We start from the raw sequence: 16946 nt of genomic DNA on the forward strand, positions 1-16946 counted from the left end.
AACCGAAAGAACCTAAAAAGGTTTTTAAATGTTATATTTAGATAAATAAACATTCAAAATGTCGCAACCAAAAACGCGTAAACTATTACTATTTCTTGTAACTATCCCACTACTTGCATTGGCAATATTCTTTGCGAATGGTGTTTATCAAGACTCAATTAAGAGATCTGAGATCAAGGATGATTACAGCACACTCAACTACATCGATAAAGGAATTTTGTCTGTAACAGCTTGGAAAGAAGCGATGACAAAAATAGCGAAGCACCAAATTGAAGAATTTGAATTAACAGAGAAACAAGACAGTTTACTGCATCTCCAGCTTACAGAACTCATCAGGAGTTTAGTGGATCAAGCCGACAGTACAATTAAAGCAAATGACCAAGGATTTAAAGGAACCATTCGTAAATGGGCAGTTCAAACCTTTGTAGATCCAAATGAGGTTAAAGCAGGTGCTCCCCATTTTAGTCGAAGTATCATTGACGAAGTCATGAAGGAAGAAAATAAGGACAGGATGAAAACCATTGCGGTGAGTAAAATGAACGAGTTTGCAGAAGAAACTTACAGCAGGCAAGACTCATTAGAGGTACTTAAAGTATATGAGAAATATGAAATGTCCTTAGACGAAAATATAAACTCAGTTTTATTAAAAAAAGCGAGTCAATTAGAAGACCAAAATTATCGAGAAGCATTTTACATCATAGGAATTATCGTAATTTTCTTATTGCTTTGGCTTTTTGTTTTCAAATACAATGATCTCCAAAAACCCTTGTTTTTCATGTCAATTCTACTCGCAATTGTTGTATTATTGACAGGGTTAACCAGCGCTATGATAGAAATAGATGCGCGTATTGACCAGGTAGATTTTGTTTTATTAGGTGAAAATGTTCAGTTTAAGGATCAAGTTATTTTCTATCAGAGTAAAAGTATTTTACAAATGGTCACCATTTTACTACAAACAGGTAAAATCGATTCTATCTTCGTAGGTGCATTGGTATTGGCTTTTAGTGTTATCCTACCTATATCTAAATTAATTTCAACGCAAGTTTATTTATTTGGAAAGGAGAAATGGCAGAATAATAAAGTGATTTTTTGGTTGGCTTTTAAATCAGGAAAATGGTCAATGGCTGATGTAATGGTGGTGGCCATCTTTATGGCTTATGTTGGATTCAATGGAATTTTAGAGGATCAAATGGAGTATTTGAATGTCGATACAGAAACAATGACCAGTATTGCAACGAACAATACATCTTTACAACCCGGATACATATTGTTTATTGCCTATGTTCTATTTGGATTAATACTCGCAGCGATTTTGAAAGGAATTATCAAAAGACAGAAAAAGAGAATACAAAATTCTTAAAAATAGATTTAAAAGAATTCTAGTAATTCATCAATATCATTCAATTTATATCTGAACTGAACATGGTTTTCAAAACTTCTTTTGATATCCATCAAATACTTTTTAATAATTAATGTATTTGGAGAAGGTTCAAATTGAGATTTATTTTGTGGTAGACCTTCACTAGCATAAGCTTCTTTCAATTGTTTTGGATCTATAATCAATCCTTTAGAACCTATTCCAATATAAAAAAGTACCCCATTATTTTCAATTCCCCAATTCAGAATAGGCAATAAATTATCTTTGTCCATATAGGCCAAAATATAAGGTGCTCGATTATTTAGCGTTGTAACTCCATAAACAGGAATATCTAGGGATTCGGCAACTATACTATAAATTAATCCTAAAGAGATATCTGTTCCTTGCCGACTGTCCATCACCGAATTAATAAAAATGTCAAATGGCGAATATGGGATTTCACTTACTTTCACAAAATTGAAAACGTCGAAAAATACTTTATTCAATGCTTCAACTTTTTCAAAACTCGTTTGACGAGAATTTACCTCCATCCAACATTGATGACGTAACTTTTGAAACAGCGCAGTAAAGTCCTCTATTTTAAGTTCAGGATATTGATATGAACAAATGATAAATAAAGCATGCATTAAGTTTTTATCTTCCGATTGCAACCAACCTTTAAGACTGCTTTTAATGTGTTGCAAGCGCAAAGCATCTAAAACTTCTGTTACATTTTCCAATTGTCTCGGATTCACAAAGCTGTCTTCTTCAAGTCGCTCTAGATTTGGTATAATTTCAGTACCAAACTCTAACAACTTGTGCTTTGCATGTTTCACAACCATTTGGTCTGAATCATCCATCAACTTTATAAGTGCGTGTATTGAGGTTTTAGTAATCACATGACAAAGGTAATTCAGATTTAAGGTCGAAATAAACAAGTCGTGAGTTGTTATAAAAAAGGAAATGTTAATAGTTGTAAATAACTCGCTAGTTTTCTCTTTATTAATGGTTTTAAATATCCATCTTCATTTTTGGACTTTTAAATATTTAAAACATTTAGAAATAAGTCTCCTCCCCTCTTTGAATAAGAATTAATTTGTGATTAATTACTATTTTTGCAACATGAGAATTGATATTTTAACCGTAGTTCCAGATTTACTTGAAGGCCCTTTTAGCCACTCAATTATGCAAAGAGCGAAAGACAAAGGTCTGGCAGAAGTACATATACACAATATTCGTGACTACTCTACAGATAAACACAAAAATGTGGATGATTACCAGTATGGTGGTGGTGCAGGAATGGTAATGTCAATTCAACCTATAGCTGCCTGCATTGAAAAATTACAATCTGAACGTAAATATGATGAAATCATTTATATGACACCAGATGGCGAACTTTTTGAACAATCAACTGCAAACCAACTCAGTAGACTTAAAAACATTATTTTGCTGTGTGGACATTATAAAGGTGTGGATGAGCGTGTTCGTGAATTGTTTGTAACTAAAGAAATTTCAATAGGATCTTATGTTCTTTCGGGTGGAGAATTGGCAGCTGCAGTTGTTGCAGATAGTCTAATTAGATTGCTTCCTGGCGTTTTAAATGATGAAACTTCGGCCTTAACAGATAGTTTTCAAGACAATTTGCTATCTCCCCCAATTTATACAAGACCTGCAGATTACAAAGGACATAAGGTTCCAGAAATACTACTCTCAGGTAACCTTAAGAAAATTGAAGAATATCGAGAAAACGAGGCAATAAGGAGAACTAATGAGCGACGACCAGATCTTCTAAAGGACTAAAAACAATTGTTTTGAAAATTAAAATAGCAATTATATTATAGATATTAAAGAAGAAAATATTACATTTGTTACAACCTAAATTTAAAAAAAACGCTAAATTCTAAAAACTGTTTTAATTGTAAGTTTATATAGTATTTAGTACAAAACTAAATTAAATGATTTTTTTAATCTATACCGCTATTCTTTTTGTGTTCTCATATTTGACATGTGATTACCTGATACCTAAGATTAGGACGTTGATGATTTCAAAAAAAATAGCTGCTCAACCAGACCATAGATCCTCACATGATGTACCTACTCCAAATTTAGGAGGAATTGCATTTTATGTAGTATTAATGATTTCTTTTTATCTGATTGCTTCGGCAAAGTTTTTCGGAATTGATAATGCCAACCCAGTTTATGAAGCCAGTAATCTAATCGTGGCTTTAATTCCTGGACTCACCATATTATTTATTGTTGGATTAAAAGACGATATAATTGCATTAGCTCCAATATCAAAGCTTTTAGCTCAAATTATATCTGCTGCTTTATTCGTTTTTCATTATTCCAAATCCATTAATAACTTATATGGATTTATGGGAATTGAAGATATTAATCCGATTCTCGCAGGTGCAATTGCCGTTTTCATTTTAGTTGCTGTAATCAACGCTTTAAACTTAATTGATGGAATTGATGGACTGGCAGCAACAGTTTCCATCATAATGTTTTCTACATTTGGCTTTGCTTTTTTCACAATTAGTCACACCTTTCTATTTTCAATCTGTCTTGTAATGGTAGGTGTTTTATTGGCCTATCTAAGGTACAACCTCTCTTCTACTCAAAAGATATTTATGGGTGATACAGGTTCTATGGTTCTTGGATTTATGTTAGGAGTTATGGCAATTTCTTTTTTATCTTTAGATCCAACTGACCTAGCTAAAATGCCTATTAGAGCAGAAAACCTACCAATTGTTACAGGTGCAATTTTGATTATCCCATTTTTCGATACAGTTCGTGTATTTATTGTTCGAATTTCTAAAAAGAAAAACCCTTTTAAGCCTGACCGCTCTCACATACATCATATTATAATTGATAAATTCAGTATTTCTCACAGAAGAGCTAGTTTCGTACTGGGAGTTTCAAATTTCTTGGTTATCATATTGATTTCACTTTTAGCTGTCTCTTCAAACAATTGGATTCTACTTACCTTATTTATCTGTCTTTTATTGTTGTTTACTCTATTCTTCTTTTTAATCAATAAAACAGGATGGTTTGTAAAAATAAAACGAAGAAATTCCAAGCAACAAAAAATGAATGCTAGGAGTTCTAAAATTAGTTCTTAACCATTATTGAATCTGAATCAATAATGATTCAACAATTCAAATTCTTCTTCATCTGCTTCTGGAAACAGAGCACTACTTATCAAATCATCAGTCGTTTAATGTGACGTAATAGATAATACTCATGGTCTATTTCATTTAGACACCATTTCTATTGCTTTCCAATTAATAATTAAAACAAATTAAAGAATTATACTAAAAAAATACTGGCCTAACTCCATTTTCTAAAGCTTTCTAATTATTGTAGATAATGCTTATTTACTTATATTCGTAGCAGTTTAAATGAGTATTTAAAATGATTTAATCTTTCTTTAACATAGCCAATAGAAAATTAACACTAAACAAAAACTTAATGATATGAAAGGAATTATTTTAGCAGGAGGTTCAGGAACAAGACTACATCCCTTAACACATGTAGTAAGTAAACAATTATTACCTATTTATGATAAGCCAATGATTTATTATCCACTTTCTGTATTGATGCTGGCTGGAATTAAAGATATTTTAATCATTTCAACACCAAGTGATTTACCAAACTTTCAAAAACTATTAGGCGATGGTAGTCGATTTGGTGTTCAACTAAACTACAAGGTGCAACCTAGCCCAGATGGTTTAGCACAAGCATTCATTATTGGAGAAGAGTTTATAGGAAACGATGATGTTTGTTTGGTACTTGGTGACAATATTTTCCATGGAGCTGGCTTACAAAATATTCTTAAAGAAGCTGTTAAAACTGTAGAAACAGAAAAAAAAGCTGTCATATTTGGTAACTATGTCAATGACCCTGAAAGATATGGAGTAGCAGAATTTGATGATGAGAACAATGTTATCAGTATAGAGGAAAAGCCGAAGGAACCAAAATCTAATTATGCTGTGGTTGGATTGTATTTTTACCCTAATTCAGTAATTGAAATAGCAAAAAAAACAGAGCCCTCTGATCGTGGTGAACTTGAAATAACTTCAGTAAATCAAAGCTATCTTGAAGAAGAGAATCTTAAACTTCAAATTTTAAGCAGAGGTTTTGCTTGGTTAGATACAGGAACACATGAAGCATTAACGGAGGCCACAGAGTTCGTTAAAGCAATAGAGAAAAGAACAGGATTAAAAATTGCTTGTTTGGAAGAAATCGCATTTAGACAAGGTTGGATAGAAAGTGATGCCATTATGAAAAACATAGAAAATACCAAAGGAAATTATTACGATTACATCAAAGATATTCTAAAACAATAATTTGATTTACTGTAAGTAATGTCATTCTACATTAAATGAGTTTAAGAAAACAAGCCATCAATGGCGTAATTTGGTCTTTCTCGCAGCAATTCAGTATGCAGATCATCAATTTTGGTGTTCAAATTATACTTGCTCGACTCTTAATGCCCGAGGTATTTGGTTTAGTTGCTATGCTCACGGTTTTTATTTCAATTGGCCAAACCCTTATGGATAGTGGAATGACTAGTTCTTTAATTAGAACTAAAAATCCAGATCAAATTGATTATTCAACGGTGTTTTTCACCAACATGATGGTCAGTGTAGGGATTTATATCCTCACCTATCTTTCTGCTCCTGCAATTGCAGCATTTTATGAACAAGAAATCCTCACGAATCTACTGCGTGTTTATGCTTTAACTTTTGTAATTCGCTCTTTCGTAGCAGTTCATACTGCAAAACTCACGAAGGAAATGAATTTCAAAACACTTATGAAACTTCAGGTTCCTTCAACAATTGTTGGTGGTATTGTTGGTGTCGTACTTGCATACATGGGGTTTGGAGTTTGGAGTTTGGTATGGCTAAACTTAAGTCAAGCCATTATTTTCACCATACAAAACTGGATATTTATACAGTGGAGACCCTCATTCTTATTTAACAAAAGAAGATTCAAATATCATTTTAGTTTTGGTTATAAACTAACCCTTTCAGGTTTGTTAGACACAGTTTACAATGATGCTTATAGAATCGTTATTGGTAAATATTTCTCTCCAACCTCAGTGGGTTTTTTCAATCAGGCTGAAAACATGCGTTTATTTCCCGTACAGCAGATGTCTTATGTAATGGGAAAAGTAACTTTTCCTCTCTTTTCTAATCTTAGCAATGATCAACAACTAAAATCAGCTTATCGGTCAACAATGAAACTCGTCCTGTTTGCAGTTTTACCCGTCATGCTTATTTTAATCATTGGTGCAGAAGAATTATTTTTGTTCCTTTTTGGAGAAAAATGGTTGCCTGCTGTCCCCTATTTTAAGATCTTAGCCATTGCTTCAATTATTCGCCCAATTAGTCAATACAATCTAAATATACTCAAAGTAAAAGGGCGAAGTGACTTATTTCTAAAGTTGGAAGTGATAAAGAAAATCATAGGAATCATTGTAATTATCATTGCGCTTCCATACGGAATTATGGGATTGGTTATTTCGTTAACGGCTGTTTCATTTTTCTTTACCGCTTTAAACATGGCTGTAAGTGGAAAACTTATCTCATATTCTGTTCAAGAACAAATAAAGGACACCATTCGTTTATTTATCATTAGCGCTGTAACGATGCTAATATCTTATCACCTTCATTCCCAACTAATCTTAGTTTTAGAAAGCCCATTCCTTATACTTTCGGCATTGACAATTGCTTTTTTATTATTGTACTTTGCCATTATTTATCTATTCGAAAAGGATGTTGTTGCTTTATTGTTGAAAGTATTAAAAAAATAAAATGATTAAAAAGTATATTCCTTTAAGTATCAAAAATAAGATTGAGAAAATTCTTATTAAGATTCAAATAGCCAAAACGAAATCAACGCATAAAAAAGAGGTCTTAAAATTAAGGAATAAAGAAAAAATAAAAGTGGCATTTTTCCTGATCTACGAATCAATGTGGAAATATGAAAAACTCTACTTTTTATTGAAAGAAGATGAGCGTTATGAGCCTGTGGTATTCGTTTGTCCGTTTATTTCCTATGGAGAAGATATTGCAAACTCAGAAATGGAAAGAGCATATCAAAATTTTAAGAAGAAAGGATATACTGTTCATAAAACAAGAAATGAAGATCAAAGTTTTATAGACATCAAACAGGAGTTTAATCCAGATATCATATTTTTCACTAATCCCTGGAATCATACCTTACCACAATATTTGATTTCAAATTTTATGGATAAATTAACTTGTTACACTCCTTATGGCTTTAACTCTTCAAATCTTCACAAAGTTCATTTTCAAATGAATATGCAGAACTATTGTTGGAAGGTTTTTACAGAAACTAATTTTCATAAAGAACTGGCTGAAAAATACTCTCCAAGAAAGGGTGATAATTTTGTGGTGACCGGTTATCCTGGTATTGACAATTTAATTGACAACCAATACAATCCAAATGAAGTTTGGAAAAAAACCAACAAAACATTAAAAAAGATAATATGGGCGCCGCACCATACAATTCCTGGATTTAAAAAATTATTAGACTACTCCACCTTTTTAGATTATGCAGAGTTTATGCTCGAATTAGCATCTGAATACAAAGAAGAAATCCAATTTTGTTTTAAACCGCATCCTAATTTAAAAGGAAAGTTGAGCGACGATAAAATTTGGGGAAAAGAGAAAACCGAAGCTTATTATTCGCAATGGGCAAATATGGAGAATGGTCAAATAGCCGAAGGAGGATATATCGATTTATTTTTAACCTCCGACGCAATGATACATGATAGTGGGTCTTTTTTAATTGAATATATTTACACCCATAAACCTGTTCAGTTTTTAATGAGTAATGAGGAGGTAAAATCACAATTCAATGAATTAGGAAAAGAGGTTTTCAATGTGATAGATTTAGCCAAATCTAAAGCTGATATCCGAAGATTTATAGAAGAAGTAGTCATCAAGGAAAATGACAATTTAAAGCACAAAAGAGATACATTCTACAATGACTTCTTAAATTTGCCGAACAATAAATTAGCTTCCAAAAATATTTTTGATGAACTTAGTAGAGATTTATTAAAAAAATAAAAGGTAAGTAATTAGGCACATGTCTGTTAACATCGGTTTCAAACAAGAATAAAAAAATATGAAAATTACAATACTTGGTGGTGGTTCTTTTGGTACTGCATTTGCAAATCAAATATCGTTCAATCCTCATAATGAGGTTACAATTTTATTGCGAGATACTGAAGTTAGGGATGAAATCAATAACAAACACTCCAACTCAAAATATTTTCTCAATAAAGACTTGAACAAAAGCCTTAAGGCAACCACTGACTATAGTATTATTTCTGATTCAGATGTTTTAATTTACTCAATTCCTGCGAATAGTATTGAAAACACCATTGAAAAGGTCAAAAAACATTTAAAGGATTCAACACTCATTATCAATGTTTCCAAAGGAATCTTCGATGAAGGAAAAACCATTGTCGAATACCTGCAAGAATCTTTAGAGAGTCAGAATGTGATTACCTTAAAAGGTGCATCTTTTAGTGCTGAAATGATCAATAGAATACCCACCCTTCTCACCGTAGGATTCACATTAAAAAAACAGCTTGAAACTGTAGATAAAATGTTGGACAACACCAATATTTTCACTGATTACACTACTGACATTAAAGGTGTTGAAATTTTAAGTGCCGTTAAAAATATTTACGCTATCCTATTGGGTAATATTGATGCAAAATACAATTCAGCAAATACACGTTTCTTGATTTTAACTAAGGCTATTTCTGAAATTAAAATTATATTAAGAAAACTAGGAGGACGTGAGGAAACAATATTTTTAGGCTGTGGAGTCGGAGATATTTCACTTACTTCCTTGAATGATTTGAGCAGAAATAGAACTTTAGGCTTGCTCATTGGTAAAGGTTTTTACAATTCTTCGTTCAATGAAAATTCCGTTGTATTGGAAGGCATAAAAACACTCAAGTTAATCGATTCGATCATAACTGATGACCTACAAAAAAGATTACCATTACTCAACAAAATGATTGATTTACTTGTTTTACAAAAGAAACAGACACTTTCATTAAACTTTAAGGAACTCCTTAGTAAGGATTATACTACAGTAATCACTTATGGTACATTTGATTTATTACATTTTGGTCATCTTGAAATACTAAGGAGAGCAAAAGACCTAGGCGATCGACTCATTGTTGGATTATCTACAGATGAATTTAATCTTGAAAAAGGTAAAGTTTGTGAATTCTCTTATGAAAGAAGAAAACAGTTTTTAGAGTCTCTATCTTATGTCGATCTTGTAATCCCAGAAAGTAATTGGGAACAAAAAACCAATGATGTAATCTCTAATGACGCTGATATTTTTGTAATGGGAAGTGACTGGGAAGGAAAATTTGATTTCTTAAAAGAACACTGTGAAGTTCGTTATTTCCCAAGAACCAAAGGAGTTTCAACAACTGAATTAAAGAAAATCATCAAAAAACAATAACTTTATTAAGATATGTTTTCAGTTGTTATCCCTCTTTACAATAAAGAACAAAGTATTACAGAAACGATTCAATCTGTTCTGAATCAAAGTTTTCAAGAATTTGAAATAATTGTTGTCAATGATGGATCAAAAGACAGAAGCGTCGAGGTTGTAAAACAAATCAAAGATCAAAGAATTCGGCTTGTTGACCAAAAAAACCAAGGTGTTTCTGCCGCTAGAAACAAAGGAATTAAAGAAGCTAGAAATGAATGGATTGCATTCTTGGATGGAGATGACATCTGGAATGACGACCATTTGGCAACATTTGTAGATTTAATTCAACGCTATAAAGACCACTATATTTTCACAAGTTCTTTTGTTTATTCAATACCTCGAGAACAACATGTAAATCGTCCTGAAGTTAAAGATTATGTAGTCGACAACTATTTTAAGGCTTCATTAACAGAGCACCTAATGTGGACAAGTGTTGTTGTTGTTCACAAAAAATGTCTTGTTGATGATTTATTTTGTGAAGACTTTGTAAGAGGTGAGGATATTGATTTATGGGTGCGTTTGGCTCAAAAATATAAGATTGTAAAATCAAATCATGTTACCGCCGAATATAAAATTGAGGCTGAAAATAGAAGTGACGTAAACACTGTTGACATCAGGAAAACATTTTTTAGAGATGTTAATCTTTCAAAAATGAAGGACAAATATCAAAAGCAGTATTTTAGAAAACTGATGTACACCAAGTTAAAACATTATGCTGTTAAAAAGGAATGGGGAAATTTATTTTATTTAATCAAGAAATATATCTAGGTAAATCGTTAAGCATTTAACTTGTAATAAGGTTAATACCAGCAAATATTATTACTTTTGCTGCCAATATTAAAAACTTGTTATCATACCGTTAATTTTTGACTAAAATTTATGTATTTTATTCCTACTGATACTACGCCTAAAAATAATAAATACGATTATTTCTTGATAGGTTATATTGCATTAGTAGTTTTTGGAATGTATGGAAATGCGTTTCAACCGATAAGAATTATAACCTTAGCCTCACTCCCATTTATTGTGATTCAATGTGCAAAATCAACAAAGGGATCTTTTATTTTCAGAGCTTATACGGTCTCCATATTTTTATATTTAGCAATCATTTCTAGTATTTTTTGGACTCCTGACCTCAAGCAAGGACTGAAAGAAATCGTTTATTACTTCACACATTTGTCTGTTTTTGTTTTAATTGCAATTCTTTACTCAAAAGCGAATAACCCATTAAGGTCCTTAACAAGAGGCTGGTTTTTTCTAATTCTCTTCACTTCTTTTATAGCTCTGATAGAAATTTTCTTGGGCATTCACTTAAGTGTAAACCTAATAGCCGATGACTTTAAGATCCAAACACAAAGTTTTAGCGCTGCAAAGAAATATGCTTCTGTAACATTTGGTAACTATAACACCTACGTTATGGTAATCACCATGTCCATTCCATTTTTATATTCTTATATCTACACACATAAAAAGTTTGGCACTCAAATTTTAGGAATTATCATCTTAGCTTACGCTTATTTTGCATTAATGATTAATGCTTCAAGAGGTGGTCTTATTGCTGGTGCCATCGTTTTTTTCATTTGGATGTTTTACATTCAGAAACTTAAAGTTCATCACTTCAAAAAAAAGCTACTTCTATTTATCCCAATTTCTGCATATGTGGCCATTTTTCAAGTTAAAACCTTCTTCAGAGAAGTCTCAAATAGAGCAAAAACTGACATCTCCATAGTTAAAGAAAACGGAAGGTTTGATATAATTATCAATGCATTAGAAAAATACTTGGAAAAACCTTTCTTTGGCTCTGGTATTGGAAGTATCCAAACAGTTCTTAAAGATTTTAAATATACTGTACCACACAATTTAATTCTTGAATTTTTAATTCAATTTGGAGGAATCCTTAGTTTAATTGTACTCTTTTTCATTCTTAAAATGCTTCTAAGAATTCCAAAACTAGAATTGAAACAAAAAGCGATATTGGTTTCTACTTTGTTCGCACTTCCTTTTATATTTGTGATTAACAGTAATTATTTACTTCAACCTGTCTTATGGGTTTTTATAGGTAGTATTTATTGTGTAAGTTATTATAAAAAACCAACGCTTCAGCATGATTGATTTTTTTTCTAAGCTTTATTCGTCCATAGAAAATAAAAATGCTTTCCTATCAAAAGTAAAATTCTATGGTGCACAACGTGCTATCTTAAAATTCCTTGCGAATCTTTTTATCCCCATATATTTAAAGCTAACCAACCACAACAACCATCGTTTGAAAGTTGATGGAAAATCTAATCTTATTGTTTCATTAACAACTTTTCCTGTCCGTATTGGTAAAATTTGGATAGTAATTGAATGTATGTTAAGACAAACTTATAAGCCTGATAAAATTATACTTTGGCTTTCAAAAGAACAGTTTAAAAGTCTTGACCAACTCCCGAAAAGATTATTGAAACTGAGAGAAAGGGGATTAGAAATTAATTTATGTGATGGAGATCTTAGATCCTATAAAAAGTATATTTATACGCTAGAAGAATTCCCTGATAGTCATTTTATCACTGTAGACGACGACTTCATTTATCCTTCTAGTTTAATTGAAGAACTAATGTCAGCACATAAGAAGAAAAAAGACCATATTATTTGTCACCGTGCCCACATGATGACTAAAGTAAACGGAGCGTTAGCACCATATCATAATTGGATCAAGGAATACAAAGGTGCGAGTACATCCAATCAAATTTTCTTCACCAGTGGAGGTGGAACATTATTTCCTCCAAAATCTTTGGGAGAAGAAGCTTCTAATGCTACTGTTTTCATGAATAAATGTAAACTTGCAGACGATGTTTGGCTCAATGCGATGAGTAATTTAAACAATACTTCTATCACTAAAATTGATTCAAAATATAAGGTGAACATTCCTATCACAATCATGAGTAACGTTACTTTAGCTTCTTCAAATGTTGACAAAGATTTAAACGATATTCAAATCAAAGCTGTGAGAGATCACTATTGGAATACATTAAAACATGATGTCTTCAAAATATAATTTGTAATATGCATTATTAACTATAAATTTTGACATGATACTTCACATCACAAATGATTTCGCCCATTCTAAAGTTTACAAAAATCTTGTTGCAAACCTAGACGAAAATGGGTTGAAACAAACGATTTATACTCCTGTGAAAAATGAAAATAGTGTCGGAGGAAATTTTATTGAATTAAAACAAAAGGAATCTAAAATTATTTATAGTAACATCCTGAACATGCATATTGACAGGATTGTTTTCCCATTAAAAATCAACAAGATATATAAAGACATTTTAACAAAAGTAGACTTTAAAAATATCAAATTGATTCATGCGCACACATGGTATAGCGACGGTGCAGTTGCATTAAAATTGAACAAAAAATATAATATTCCCTATATCATTGCTGTAAGAGGATCAGATTTAAATCAGTTTTGGAAATTACCTCATTTAAAAAATAAAGGATTAGAAATACTGAAAAATGCCTCCAAAGTCATTCTTATCACACCGAGGTATCAAGAACGTTTACTGGCATTAGATAAAATCAAAAGATTGGATACAAATTTCATTGAGAAAACTAAGGTTATCACAAATGGTTTGGACCCCTACTGGATTAATCATGTAAAGGATAGAAAAACAAAAATTGATTCACCAATAAAATTGCTGTTCATCGGTGTATTTTCTGAAGCTAAAAACACTTTGAATCTAGTAAAAGCTGTTAATAAATTAGTTGAACAAGGAGTCAATTGCGAACTTAACCTCGTTGGTGGTGGAGGCTCATGCGAAAAGAAGGTTTTAGCCTTGATTGATAATAAAGCTCACATTAAATTCCACGGAAAAATCTATGCATTTGAAAAACTAGAGCAGCTTTTTGCTCAAGCTCACATTTATGGTATGACCTCCATTCGAGAAACTTTTGGTTTAGTTTATGGCGAGGCTCTATCTCAAGGTCTACCTGTACTCTATTCAAAAAATGAAGGAATAGATGGCGTTTTTAATGAAAATATTGGTGTGGCTGTAAATCCATATTCGATAACTTCAATTTCCGAAGGAATAAAAAGCATTATTGAAAATTATGATTCCTTTGATTTCGATCCAGAAAAAATTGCACAGCATTTAAACTGGAAATCAATTGCACAGCGCTATATTGATCTTTATAATGAGCAGGATTCTAAAACAAATCCTTAATTTTGACATTCATTCATAATTTTTATTGTCTTGAAGCCTGAAATTTCTATCATTTGTCCAACGTATAACGAAGAAAAATACATCCAGAATTGTATTTTATCGATGGTTGAACAAGACATTGATCAAGAGAAAATTGAGATCATTTTTGTGGATGGAAGAAGTACGGATAAAACCCGTGAAATCATTGAAGGTTTACAAAAAAAGTATCCACAGATAAAACTTCTAGATAATCCTGAAAGAACAGTTCCTTACGCAATGAACTATGGAATAAAAGCTGCTTTAGGAGATATTATCATTCGTATTGATGCGCACGCTCAATTTGATAGCAATTATGTTTCTGTATTGAGTAAAGCCCTCATAGAACTCGAGGCTACTAATGTAGGTGCTGTCTGTAAAACGGATGTGATCAATAAAACACCAAAAAGCTTAGCGATTCGTGAAGTTTTAAGTAATAAATTTGGAGTTGGAAACTCACTTTTCAGAATTGGAATTGACAAAATCACCGCAGTTGATACGGTTCCTTTTGGCTGTTATCGAAAGGAAGTTTTTGAGGAATATGGATTATACAATCCGAAATTAACGAGAAATCAAGATATTGAACTCAACAAAAGAATCCTAAGAAACGGAGGGAAAATCTATTTGATTCCAGATACAAGTTGCACCTATTTTGCACGAGAAGAATTTAGTGCGTTGGCAAAGAACAATTTCCAAAATGGAAAATGGAATCTTTTAATGATGAAATACACAAAGAACCTTGATTCTCTTTCTTTTCGTCACTTTATTCCTTTCATTTTTGTAATGTCCATCATTTTGCCTTTACTTCTGGCTTTAATTTGGACGCCTTTCCTATTTCTTTCTGCTTTGTCGTTAATTTCATATTCCGCATTAATTGGGCTAATTAGTCTAAAAGTAGCCATGAACAATAAACTACATTTCCCTTCATTATTTATGGCTTTCCTTACTTTACATTTTTCATACGGAATTGGTTCTTTGGTTGGACTTATTCAATTAATCACAAAAAAGAAATGATTGCAAAACGCTTACTCGACATATTTTTATCCTTATTAGGTTTGTGGCTCATTTGGCCAGTTTTATTGCTCATTGCAATACTTATTAAAATCAAAATGCCAGGTGGACCAGTTATCTTTCAACAAAAAAGAGTTGGACAAAATGGGAAACTCTTTACGATGTACAAATTTCGTTCAATGTCAGTTGGACACGGTGGCTCAAGTGTATCTGTGAAAGGAGAAAGTCGTATTACACCCTTGGGTAAAAAACTTCGTGCCTATAAACTAGATGAATTACCTGAATTATGGAATGTTTTGATTGGTGACATGAGTTTTGTAGGGCCACGACCAGATGTTCCAGGTTACGCTGATCAATTAAAAGGAAAAGACAGAGATATATTAAAGTTAAAACCCGGAATAACAGGACCCGCAAGTTTAAAATATAAAAATGAAGAAGAAATTTTAGCGCAGCAAAAAGATCCTATTCACTATAATGACACCGTAATTTATCCAGATAAAATTAGAATTAATTTACTTTATTTGGAACGACATAATTTGGTTTTAGATCTACAATTAATTGTTCAGACGGTTATTGGTGGTTTTGATAAAAATGAGTGGTAAAATAGAACACCAACAGAATCTAAAAAGCATTACAATATTTAAAATATAGCACATGGCAAAAGATAAAATTTGGCTTTCCTCTCCACACATGGGGGGACATGAACAGAAGTTTATTCAAGAAGCATTTGATGAAAATTGGGTTGCTCCTCTTGGACCAAATGTTAATGGCTTTGAAGAAGATTTGCAGCAGTATGTTGCGCAAAACAAATCGATAGCGGCATTAAGTTCTGGAACAGCAGCCATTCATTTAGCATTAATCATGTTAGATGTTCAACCCGGTGATTTTGTCATTTGTCAATCTATGACTTTTTCTGCTTCTGCAAATCCCATAAAGTATCAAGGAGCACACCCTGTTTTTATTGACAGTGAAAAAGAAACATGGAACTTATGTCCAAAACATGTTGAAGCTGCAATCAAAGGTACCATTGAAAAACATGGAGTAAAGCCTAAAGCGATTATTGGTGTACACTTGTATGGAACACCTTACCAATCTGATGAAATCAACGCTATTGCATATAAGTACGATATCCCTGTAATTGAAGATGCTGCAGAGGCTTTAGGAAGTAAATACAAAGACCAAAAATGCGGAACACTCTCAAAATTTGGAATACTTTCTTTTAATGGAAATAAAATCATCACTACTTCTGGTGGTGGCGCATTAATTACAGCGTCATCTGAAGAAAAACAACGCGTTATATTTTTTGCTACACAATCCCGTGACCAAGCACCACATTATCAACACAGCGAAGTTGGATACAATTATAGAATGTCAAACATTACCGCTGGTATTGGACGTGGACAAATGATGATTTTGGATAAGCATGTTGAATTGCGTAGGGCTAATTTTGAGTTTTACAAGTCAAATTTGGGTCATCTAGCAGGATTTGAGTTTGTTGATGAATTGGAAGGTATATATAGTAATCGTTGGCTTTCTGCAGTACTTATTCATGAAGATAAAGCTGGGTTTTCTAGAGAAGATTTACGCTTAGCATTAGAAAAGGAAAATATAGAAACCCGTCCACTATGGAAACCTATGCACATGCAACCTGTATTTGCTGATTGCGATTACTATGGCGATAAAGTCGCTGAACAACTTTTCAATATAGGATTATGCCTACCTAGTGGGTCTAACTTAACCGACAATGATCGCGATAGAATTTTAAAGGCAATTATGGAAGTTGTAAATAGCTAGAAAAG

General features: G+C 32.3%; 15 protein-coding genes. 14 read left to right on the top strand and 1 reads right to left on the bottom strand.

Features of this window, described 5'->3' with window-relative positions:
* Positions 1-58: 58 nt before the first annotated feature.
* Positions 59-1360: a paraquat-inducible protein A gene (locus tag DXU93_RS05690; protein WP_116880292.1), complete on the top strand. Its 1302-nt coding sequence runs from the start codon at positions 59-61 to the stop codon at positions 1358-1360.
* An 8-nt stretch (positions 1361-1368) separates the two neighbouring features.
* Here DXU93_RS05690 and DXU93_RS05695 read toward each other — a convergent pair whose 3' ends face one another.
* A complete protein-coding gene (locus DXU93_RS05695) occupies positions 1369-2217 on the bottom strand; it encodes a transglutaminase family protein (protein ID WP_116880293.1) in 849 nt (282 codons plus the stop codon).
* 262 nt (positions 2218-2479) lie between these two features.
* On the opposite strand from DXU93_RS05695, the gene trmD reads away from it, so the two are divergent.
* The 13 genes from trmD (at position 2480) to DXU93_RS05760 (ending at position 16941) form a co-directional block, all read left to right on the top strand.
* Entirely contained in the window at positions 2480-3157 is a 678-nt protein-coding gene (gene trmD / locus DXU93_RS05700) for a tRNA (guanosine(37)-N1)-methyltransferase TrmD (protein WP_116880294.1), read from the top strand.
* 239 nt (positions 3158-3396) lie between these two features.
* Positions 3397-4479, top strand: a complete 1083-nt coding sequence (locus DXU93_RS05705) for an MraY family glycosyltransferase (protein WP_165851342.1) — start codon at positions 3397-3399, stop codon at positions 4477-4479.
* A 354-nt stretch (positions 4480-4833) separates the two neighbouring features.
* Positions 4834-5706, top strand: coding sequence for a glucose-1-phosphate thymidylyltransferase RfbA (gene rfbA / locus DXU93_RS05710; RefSeq protein WP_116880296.1), 873 nt, complete (start codon positions 4834-4836; stop codon positions 5704-5706).
* 35 nt (positions 5707-5741) lie between these two features.
* A complete protein-coding gene (locus DXU93_RS05715; protein WP_116880297.1) occupies positions 5742-7175 on the top strand; it encodes a lipopolysaccharide biosynthesis protein in 1434 nt (477 codons plus the stop codon).
* A 1-nt stretch (position 7176) separates the two neighbouring features.
* Positions 7177-8457, top strand: coding sequence for a CDP-glycerol glycerophosphotransferase family protein (locus tag DXU93_RS05720; RefSeq protein WP_116880298.1), 1281 nt, complete (start codon positions 7177-7179; stop codon positions 8455-8457).
* A gap of 58 nt (positions 8458-8515) precedes the next feature.
* Positions 8516-9880: a glycerol-3-phosphate cytidylyltransferase gene (gene tagD / locus DXU93_RS15175; RefSeq protein ID WP_116880299.1), complete on the top strand. Its 1365-nt coding sequence runs from the start codon at positions 8516-8518 to the stop codon at positions 9878-9880.
* A gap of 12 nt (positions 9881-9892) precedes the next feature.
* The gene (locus DXU93_RS05730) at positions 9893-10681 is read left to right on the top strand and encodes a glycosyltransferase family 2 protein (RefSeq protein WP_116880300.1); all 789 of its coding nucleotides are present in this window, start codon (positions 9893-9895) and stop codon (positions 10679-10681) included.
* 111 nt (positions 10682-10792) lie between these two features.
* Positions 10793-12025: an O-antigen ligase family protein gene (locus tag DXU93_RS05735; protein WP_116880301.1), complete on the top strand. Its 1233-nt coding sequence runs from the start codon at positions 10793-10795 to the stop codon at positions 12023-12025.
* Positions 12018-12950 (top strand): hypothetical protein, encoded by a 933-nt coding sequence (locus tag DXU93_RS05740; RefSeq protein ID WP_116880302.1) that lies wholly within the window; start codon positions 12018-12020, stop codon positions 12948-12950. The genes DXU93_RS05735 and DXU93_RS05740 overlap by 8 nt, the downstream gene beginning before the upstream one ends.
* 34 nt (positions 12951-12984) lie before the next feature.
* Entirely contained in the window at positions 12985-14121 is a 1137-nt protein-coding gene (locus tag DXU93_RS05745) for a glycosyltransferase family 4 protein (RefSeq protein ID WP_116880303.1), read from the top strand.
* A 30-nt stretch (positions 14122-14151) separates the two neighbouring features.
* Entirely contained in the window at positions 14152-15150 is a 999-nt protein-coding gene (locus tag DXU93_RS05750) for a glycosyltransferase family 2 protein (protein WP_116880304.1), read from the top strand.
* Positions 15147-15749: a sugar transferase gene (locus tag DXU93_RS05755; RefSeq protein ID WP_116880305.1), complete on the top strand. Its 603-nt coding sequence runs from the start codon at positions 15147-15149 to the stop codon at positions 15747-15749. Before DXU93_RS05750 ends, DXU93_RS05755 begins: the two co-directional genes overlap by 4 nt.
* Positions 15750-15801: 52 nt before the next feature.
* Positions 15802-16941, top strand: a complete 1140-nt coding sequence (locus DXU93_RS05760; protein ID WP_116880306.1) for a DegT/DnrJ/EryC1/StrS family aminotransferase — start codon at positions 15802-15804, stop codon at positions 16939-16941.
* Positions 16942-16946: the final 5 nt, after the last annotated feature.

The sequence above is a fragment of the Brumimicrobium aurantiacum genome, assembly GCF_003402975.1.
Taxonomy (GTDB): Bacteria; Bacteroidota; Bacteroidia; order Flavobacteriales_D; family Crocinitomicaceae; genus Brumimicrobium; species Brumimicrobium aurantiacum.

Excerpts from the sequence above, each read along its gene's own strand:
- rfbA (WP_116880296.1), top strand. The coding sequence starts at position 4,834 with ATGAAAGGAATTATTTTAGCAGGAGGTTCAGGAACAAGACTACATCCC.
- DXU93_RS05745 (WP_116880303.1), top strand. The coding sequence starts at position 12,985 with ATGATACTTCACATCACAAATGATTTCGCCCATTCTAAAGTTTACAAA.
- trmD (WP_116880294.1), top strand. The coding sequence starts at position 2,480 with ATGAGAATTGATATTTTAACCGTAGTTCCAGATTTACTTGAAGGCCCT.
- DXU93_RS05720 (WP_116880298.1), top strand. The coding sequence starts at position 7,177 with ATGATTAAAAAGTATATTCCTTTAAGTATCAAAAATAAGATTGAGAAA.
- DXU93_RS05715 (WP_116880297.1), top strand. The coding sequence starts at position 5,742 with ATGAGTTTAAGAAAACAAGCCATCAATGGCGTAATTTGGTCTTTCTCG.
- DXU93_RS05755 (WP_116880305.1), top strand. The coding sequence starts at position 15,147 with ATGATTGCAAAACGCTTACTCGACATATTTTTATCCTTATTAGGTTTG.
- DXU93_RS05740 (WP_116880302.1), top strand. The coding sequence starts at position 12,018 with ATGATTGATTTTTTTTCTAAGCTTTATTCGTCCATAGAAAATAAAAAT.
- DXU93_RS05695 (WP_116880293.1), bottom strand. The coding sequence starts at position 2,217 with ATGGATGATTCAGACCAAATGGTTGTGAAACATGCAAAGCACAAGTTG.
- tagD (WP_116880299.1), top strand. The coding sequence starts at position 8,516 with ATGAAAATTACAATACTTGGTGGTGGTTCTTTTGGTACTGCATTTGCA.
- DXU93_RS05760 (WP_116880306.1), top strand. The coding sequence starts at position 15,802 with ATGGCAAAAGATAAAATTTGGCTTTCCTCTCCACACATGGGGGGACAT.
- DXU93_RS05690 (WP_116880292.1), top strand. The coding sequence starts at position 59 with ATGTCGCAACCAAAAACGCGTAAACTATTACTATTTCTTGTAACTATC.
- DXU93_RS05730 (WP_116880300.1), top strand. The coding sequence starts at position 9,893 with ATGTTTTCAGTTGTTATCCCTCTTTACAATAAAGAACAAAGTATTACA.
- DXU93_RS05705 (WP_165851342.1), top strand. The coding sequence starts at position 3,397 with ATGATTTCAAAAAAAATAGCTGCTCAACCAGACCATAGATCCTCACAT.
- DXU93_RS05735 (WP_116880301.1), top strand. The coding sequence starts at position 10,793 with ATGTATTTTATTCCTACTGATACTACGCCTAAAAATAATAAATACGAT.